Annotated in this window: 7 protein-coding genes; 1 reads left to right on the forward strand and 6 read right to left on the reverse strand. The window is 56.8% G+C overall.

What is annotated here, in order from left to right:
- The coding region (locus tag EN780_RS25425; protein WP_281035379.1) for a nitrilase-related carbon-nitrogen hydrolase at positions 1 to 439 on the reverse strand (439 nt) is incomplete at its 3' end.
- A gap of 648 nt (positions 440 to 1,087) precedes the next feature.
- On the opposite strand from EN780_RS25425, the gene EN780_RS25430 reads away from it, so the two are divergent.
- Positions 1,088 to 1,525 carry an Lrp/AsnC family transcriptional regulator gene (locus EN780_RS25430; RefSeq protein WP_128275659.1) on the forward strand — a complete coding sequence of 146 codons (438 nt, stop codon included), beginning with the start codon at positions 1,088 to 1,090 and terminating at the stop codon, positions 1,523 to 1,525.
- A gap of 187 nt (positions 1,526 to 1,712) precedes the next feature.
- Here the strand turns inward: EN780_RS25430 and EN780_RS25435 are convergent, their stop codons facing one another.
- The 5 genes from EN780_RS25435 to alr form a co-directional block, all read right to left on the reverse strand.
- Positions 1,713 to 2,519 carry an ABC transporter permease subunit gene (locus tag EN780_RS25435; protein ID WP_128275660.1) on the reverse strand — a complete coding sequence of 269 codons (807 nt, stop codon included), beginning with the start codon at positions 2,517 to 2,519 and terminating at the stop codon, positions 1,713 to 1,715.
- Entirely contained in the window at positions 2,519 to 3,253 is a 735-nt protein-coding gene (locus EN780_RS25440; RefSeq protein ID WP_189556722.1) for an ABC transporter permease, read from the reverse strand. Before EN780_RS25440 ends, EN780_RS25435 begins: the two co-directional genes overlap by 1 nt.
- Before the next feature lie 159 nt (positions 3,254 to 3,412).
- Positions 3,413 to 4,195, reverse strand: coding sequence for a transporter substrate-binding domain-containing protein (locus tag EN780_RS25445; RefSeq protein WP_128275662.1), 783 nt, complete (start codon positions 4,193 to 4,195; stop codon positions 3,413 to 3,415).
- 45 nt (positions 4,196 to 4,240) lie between these two features.
- Positions 4,241 to 5,053, reverse strand: a complete 813-nt coding sequence (locus tag EN780_RS25450) for an ABC transporter ATP-binding protein (RefSeq protein WP_128275663.1) — start codon at positions 5,051 to 5,053, stop codon at positions 4,241 to 4,243.
- Positions 5,054 to 5,103: 50 nt separating this feature from the next.
- Positions 5,104 to 6,183: alanine racemase (gene alr, locus EN780_RS25455; RefSeq protein ID WP_245500133.1), on the reverse strand; the 1,080-nt coding region annotated here is incomplete at its 5' end.

Below are 6,183 nucleotides of genomic sequence, written 5' to 3' on the forward strand. Positions count from 1 at the left end.
GTCCGGCCCGCCAGTTGTCGTCGAGCCCATAGGTGTCGACGAACCGGCCCTGCGCGTAGTGCTTACCTTCCTCCAGCTTGGCATAGGTTGGCAGGTTGATCTTGCGGTGCAGATAGACCACGCCGCCGCCGCGCAATATCACCGTTGTGTTGTAGAATTGGGCTGCGGGAGCTTCTTCAATAAATCCGACGACGACCGACATGCCGCCTGCCGATTCGGCAAGCCGGCTTAGCCGGGGGTCGCTGTTGCGCATCGCCACATCCAACAGACTCAACGGCCCGTAGTGGCCAGTTAGCGACAGCTCCGGCATAACTAAGAGGTCGAGGCCACGACTCCGACCCTGTGCTATCCAATCGAGATGACGTGGAATATTCGCATCGACGTCGCCGATCACGCTTGCAAACTGAGCTGCCCCGACCTTGAGCGTTGCTTTAGACATTGAGTTCCTTGCAAAAGAAGATCAAAACAGGGGCATGTCACTATTCGACTGAAGCAGATCTTCCAGAGTTTTCGTCTTGGTAAGTAATCGGTATTTTGAGACGAGGTGGTTTTCCCTTCCGGGCGCAGCGCCCCGCCCTAGGTCGGAGCCCATTCGTCTGGCCCGTCCTGGACCGGCGCGCCAACGACTGTACACAGCATGGTCTGCTTTCAATTAATACATTTACGGAGCAATCCTCATCACGATGCTCTGGCGAGATGAATGGGACAATTTGCCATTTTTTGATGTTCTGGTTCTCAAATTGAGAGTTGATTTAAGCCAACTTGAGAATCTGGCATGACCTGAGGGGAACAAAAGCGCCGCACCGTCAAAGAGGGTAAGACGATTGCTAGCATCACCCAGTAGGGTTGACGGGGAGACTTTTGTAAGCCGAGCAGTCGGGACCGGGCTGGCCAGCGGCGGAATGTCTGGCACGCCACCCAGGACGCCGATCCAGTCCAGCCAGACTGCGCTCGGCTCTCCTCGTTCCGGATGAAACCTGTCGCGATACTAAAGCATGACCGGAGCAACTCGGATAATATTGCTTGTCAAAATAGACAATTCATCGAATAAACTATTGTTGCAGAAGCTACATTGTGGGCAGGTAATATGGATAATCTGGATGAGAAGCTAGTCACGCTGTTGCGCCATGACGGGCGGAGAAGCATCTCCGACCTGGCCATCGAGCTCGACGTGTCGCGCGCCACTGTGCGGGCACGCATGGACCGGCTGAAGGAGTCGGGCGAAATCGTCGGCTACACGGTGATCCTGCGTTCGGATGCTATGGAGCAACGGGTGCGCGGCATCATGATGATCGAGATCGAAGGCCGCGCCGCGGACCGCGTCGTCCGAGCCTTAGGCGCGCTTCCGGCAATCTCTGAGATCCATACGACCAACGGGCGTTGGGATTTAATCGTGGAACTGAGCACGGCGACGCTGACTGATTTCAATGACGTGCTCGGGCGGATCAGGTTAATCCCCGGGATCACTGGCAGTGAGACAAGCCTGCTTCTTGCGACGCCACGCAGCACGAAAGCTCACATCTAAGGAGGGTCTGGAGATCGATGAAATCGATTGTGATGTGAGCCGGACTGTTTGGCTGCGATGTACCGAGGGCTCGGAATCGACTTGATTCCTGGTCAAGACATCATCGAATCCTGATCGCAGCATCGGTAACTTGCGGCTTGCGGATTTGGCGGTCGACCGACTTCTCGCCGCGCGCTGCTTTAGCGCGTCATCCCACACGGACCGGGATTCGCACCTCGAGACGATTGAAGATCCATACGATCAATCCCGTGAGGACCATGTATATCAGAGCAAGCAGGAGCAATGGCTCATATATCACGAACGTATCCTGACGAACTCGGAGTGCGACGGCGTAAAGGTCGATGACTGTGATCGTAGCGACAAGCGGTGTCGATTTGAGCTGCAGCACGGTTTCACCAGCCAAGGTCGGCAACGCCTTATGGATTGCCTGCGGCAACCAAACCCGACGAAATACTTTCCAACGGCCCATACCGAAAGCGCGTGCGGCCTCAAGCTGGCCAAGCGGCACGCCGGCAAAAGCACCCCGCATAACCTCGCCCTCATACCCTGCACAGGACAACGACAGAGCAAGTACAGCGTAAGGCCAGGCCTGGCGAAAAAGGGGCCAGAGATCGGACTCGCGAATCCACGGATATTCGGGGAAAAGCGAGCCAAGCCCATAATAGAGCAACCAAAGTTGCAGAAGCAACGGTGTGCCTCGAATTACGGTGCAGACAGCTTTCGCTGGAAGGCTGACCCAAACCGGCCCCGTCACTTGAGCGAGCCCAAGCGGCACGGCTAGCGCGAAGCCGAAGGCGCAGGTCACGATTAGGATCAAAATCGTTCGCCATAAACCGGCAATCGCAAGCGTGTAGTAGTTGGGTAACCAATCCCAGCGCATGAAGACGGCTGCTGCGGTGACCAAGGCAATGGCTATCGCGATCAATACTATGCGATGCGGCTCGAACCAGGCAGGGGGAAGGCAGTTCGCCGAGGTAGTCGCGGAATAAGTCATCAGCGGCTCTCCGCTATCGGCAGCCGGCCGCGGCTTGCCCAATGCTCGACCCGTCCAATGAAGACATTGGAAATCAAGGTAAGTAATAGATAAAGCACGCCAGCGGCCATGAAGAAGGTGAAGTAGGCTTTTGTAGCACCTGCAGCCTGTCGTGTTTCCAGCGTCAGTTCGTTGAAGCCGACAACGGCCAGAAGAGCTGTATTCTTAGTTGCAACCAGCCAAAGATTCGCCAGACCTGGAATCGCGAAGGGGAGCATCGCAGGCAGAGTGATGCGTCGCATCAGCGTCGTCGGGGTCATACCGAATGACCGTCCTGCCTCGATTTGGCCTTGTGGTACCGCCAGGATCGCACCGCGCAGCACTTCTGTTGCGTATGCACCTTGTACCAAGCCGAGAGAAACGATGCCTGCTACGAGCCCGCTAACGTCGACCGGCCCATAGCCCAGAGTTTCCAGGAGGCGATTGATCAAGTCCGGAACCGCGAAAAAAATAAGCAGGACTAGCACCAGTTCCGGTACCGCGCGGACGAGAGTGGTGTAGACTTTAAGCAGATCGCGGAGCACGGCCCCGCCGTAGAGCTTGCCGTAAGCACCGCCAGTGCCGATAAGCAATCCCACGGCGAAGGCCCCCATCCCGATCCCAATGGAATTTATGAACCCGCGGAGCAGATTTCCGCCCCAGCCAGGCGGCGTAGGTGCAAGCAACTCGAAAATTCCGGGCTGCGCCAGCGGCAAAAAAAGAGAGTCGGTCAAGAACGCCTCCAAAACAGCTTTGAGGGTTGACCCCCGCCAGAGCCTGCCGCGCACTGCTGCGCGAGGAAGGATCCCACCCTGTCTCGACGCTTTATGAGGAAGGGGTGGTTGCGAGGGTCAATTTACTCGGACAATGTGTCTTCAGTCGCCGTAGATGTCGAAGTCGAAATACTTCTTCGAAATCTCGTTGTACTTACCGTTCGCCCGGATCTCCTTTATCGCGGCGTTGATCTTGTCCTTAAGCTCGGTATCTCCTTTACGCAACCCCGCGCCGACGCCGAGATCCGGGACCTCGGGATCTTTGGCAACCTCACCTTTTATCTCGCAGCAGGCCTTGCCCCGTTCGCTCTTCAAGAATTCACCGATGGTAATTGGACTAATCAGAATTGCGTCGATACGGCCGGCGGCCAGGTCCTGGGTGACCTCATCCTGTGTCTGGTACGTTTTGATTTCGGCCAAGCTGTCTGAGAAATGCTTTGTGGCGTAGATCTGGGCAGCCGTGGAGACCTGAACGCCCAGAATCTTGCCCTTGAGGCCTTCAGCCGTTGGCTCCAACGCAACTCCTCTCGGACCGATGATTGAGTAACCGCTACTATCATAGTACTTGTCGGAGAAATCGATCGTCTTCCTGCGTTCGTTGGTGATAGACATCGAATTCATGATGACATCGATTTTCTTGGCCGTCAGAGAAGGAATGATTCCGTCCCAAGCGACCGGGGTGATGACGCAGTCCAGTTTTGCCTCGCCGCAGATCGCATCGATGATTTCAATCTCCCAGCCGACCCATTTTCCTGAGGCGTTCAGAGACGAGAACGGAGGGTATGGCTCTGCCGCGATTCCGACCTTCACCTGTTCAGCTTGCGCGACCAAAGTCGCTGCACACAAGACTGCCACTGCTACCGTCATTTTGGAAAGTATTTTCATTTCACGTTCCCCTTCAGGTTATGGTTGACTCTAGTTTTTCATCCACTAGCTTACTCTGCGAATGAACTGTTGAAGCCTCTCCGATTTTGGCGAGCCGAATATTGCGTCCGGTGTCCCTTCTTCTTCGAGGCGGCCCTCATGAAGAAAGACTACGTGGGTCGCGACCTCGCGAGCGAATTTCATTTCGTGCGTGACCAGGATCATGGTGCGACCTTCTCTGGCCAAATCGCCAATTGCGCCCAGAACTTCGCCGATGAGTTCAGGATCGAGCGATGACGTCGGTTCGTCGAAGAGCATGACGCGTGGCTGGACCGCGAGGGCGCGAGCGATAGCACCACGCTGCTGCTGCCCGCCGGACAGAAATGCCGGGTAAACGTCCCGCTTTTCCAGAAGTCCCACTCTCGCAAGCAGCTTCTCGGCATCAACGATCGCCATTTCACGCTTTATGCCGAGCACATGGACCGGTACCTCGATCACATTTTCGATCAAGGTCATGTGGCTCCAGAGATTGAAGCTCTGAAAGACCATGCCGAGCCTGGAACGTATGCGTTCGATCTGCTTTCGATCCGCCGGGACGGTGCCTCCATTCCCGTCAGGCTTGAGGCGTATTTCCTCGCCATTCACCCTGACAACGCCGCTGGTCGGGTTTTCCAGGCAGTTGATACAGCGAAGTAGCGTTGATTTGCCCGAGCCGCTGCCACCGATGACCGCCACCACATCACCGTCGCGCGCAGATAGGGAGACACCCTTCAATACATGGAGCGCGCCAAACTTCTTGTGCAGGTCCTCGACGTGGATCGCTTCGGCTGCGGCGTCGGTCACCGTATGGCGAGGAATTGCATGCATCGTGGTCGTCATTGTTGTTCTAAACGCATTCATTCTGAATCCTCTATTTCTGCCTCAATTTTTCAGACATAAACACGCGGAATGTGGTCCCGGAGCTGGGCATAAAGACCGATAACGTCTGTGCCCCATTGAGCGGCGACTTCTTCCTGGGTGATCGTCTGATTCCCTTGCTGCCCAAGCAGGAGCACCTGGTCGCCGAACCTCGCATCAGGGACGTCCGTCAGATCGACGCGCAAGTGTTCGAGGTGCGCGGGAGTAAGCAGGCGCGCGCGCTGCCCCCTCACCAACGCCTCCGCCTCAACTGGGACGTGGCGCGGAAGTCCATCCCCCCATCCCATACCCAGTACACCGATGGTCATTCCCGGCCGAAAACCGGGTATGTCTGGTATCGGGCCGAGAGAAGCATCGATCCGCTTGACGGAAACGAGGCATGTCGAAATCGCTTTAAGCGCCGGCCGCAGAGTGACGGGCCGCGTGGGTTGATCTGTCTCGGGAAGACCGACAAACAAGGCTCCGGGATCGACGGCATCGAGATCCATCGCAGGAAACCGAAGCACACCTACGGTGCTTGACATCATAGTGATGGGAGGACGGGTGCCAGACGCCTGGGCATGCTGCAGAATCCGCTGCAGACGGGCGAATTGCTCGCTTGCATCCGAAGGCGTAGCTGTGGGCAACTCGCTCAGATGGGCGTAGAGCCCCTGTACTTCGACGTCGTTACAGGCTTGCGCGGCGGCAAGAAGTCGACCCATCTCCTGCGGCGTGGCCCCAGCCCTGAAAAACCCGAGGTCCGTCTTAACGAAAATGCGGGTGGTGGTCATGGCCGCACGCCAGCGCTCCAGTTCATCGAGGTTGGAGACGGTTACGGTGAGTCCGAGCGCTTCAATTATTTTCGCCGATGTCGGCAGAGGACCGGGATAGAGCAGAACCGGGAGCTCGATACCCATTTCCCGAATGGCCATGGCATCCGGCAACGTGGCGACAGCAAAGCCGTCAGCCCCCTCTGCCGCCAAGGCGCGGGCGACAGGCCCCGCTCCACAGCCATATCCATTGCGCTTCAAGCACGCGAAAATTTTCACTTTTTCAGGCAGATGCGCGCGCAGCTGACGGTAATTGTTCCTGATCGCGTCGAGGTCGATCTC

The organism is Mesorhizobium sp. M4B.F.Ca.ET.089.01.1.1, from assembly GCF_004022605.1.
GTDB classification, from domain to species: domain Bacteria; phylum Pseudomonadota; class Alphaproteobacteria; order Rhizobiales; family Rhizobiaceae; genus Mesorhizobium; species Mesorhizobium abyssinicae.

Coding starts and splice junctions, on each gene's coding strand:
- EN780_RS25450 (WP_128275663.1), bottom strand. CDS start 5,053: ATGACGACCACGATGCATGCAATTCCTCGCCATACGGTGACCGACGCC.
- EN780_RS25445 (WP_128275662.1), bottom strand. CDS start 4,195: ATGAAAATACTTTCCAAAATGACGGTAGCAGTGGCAGTCTTGTGTGCA.
- EN780_RS25430 (WP_128275659.1), top strand. CDS start 1,088: ATGGATAATCTGGATGAGAAGCTAGTCACGCTGTTGCGCCATGACGGG.
- EN780_RS25435 (WP_128275660.1), bottom strand. CDS start 2,519: ATGACTTATTCCGCGACTACCTCGGCGAACTGCCTTCCCCCTGCCTGG.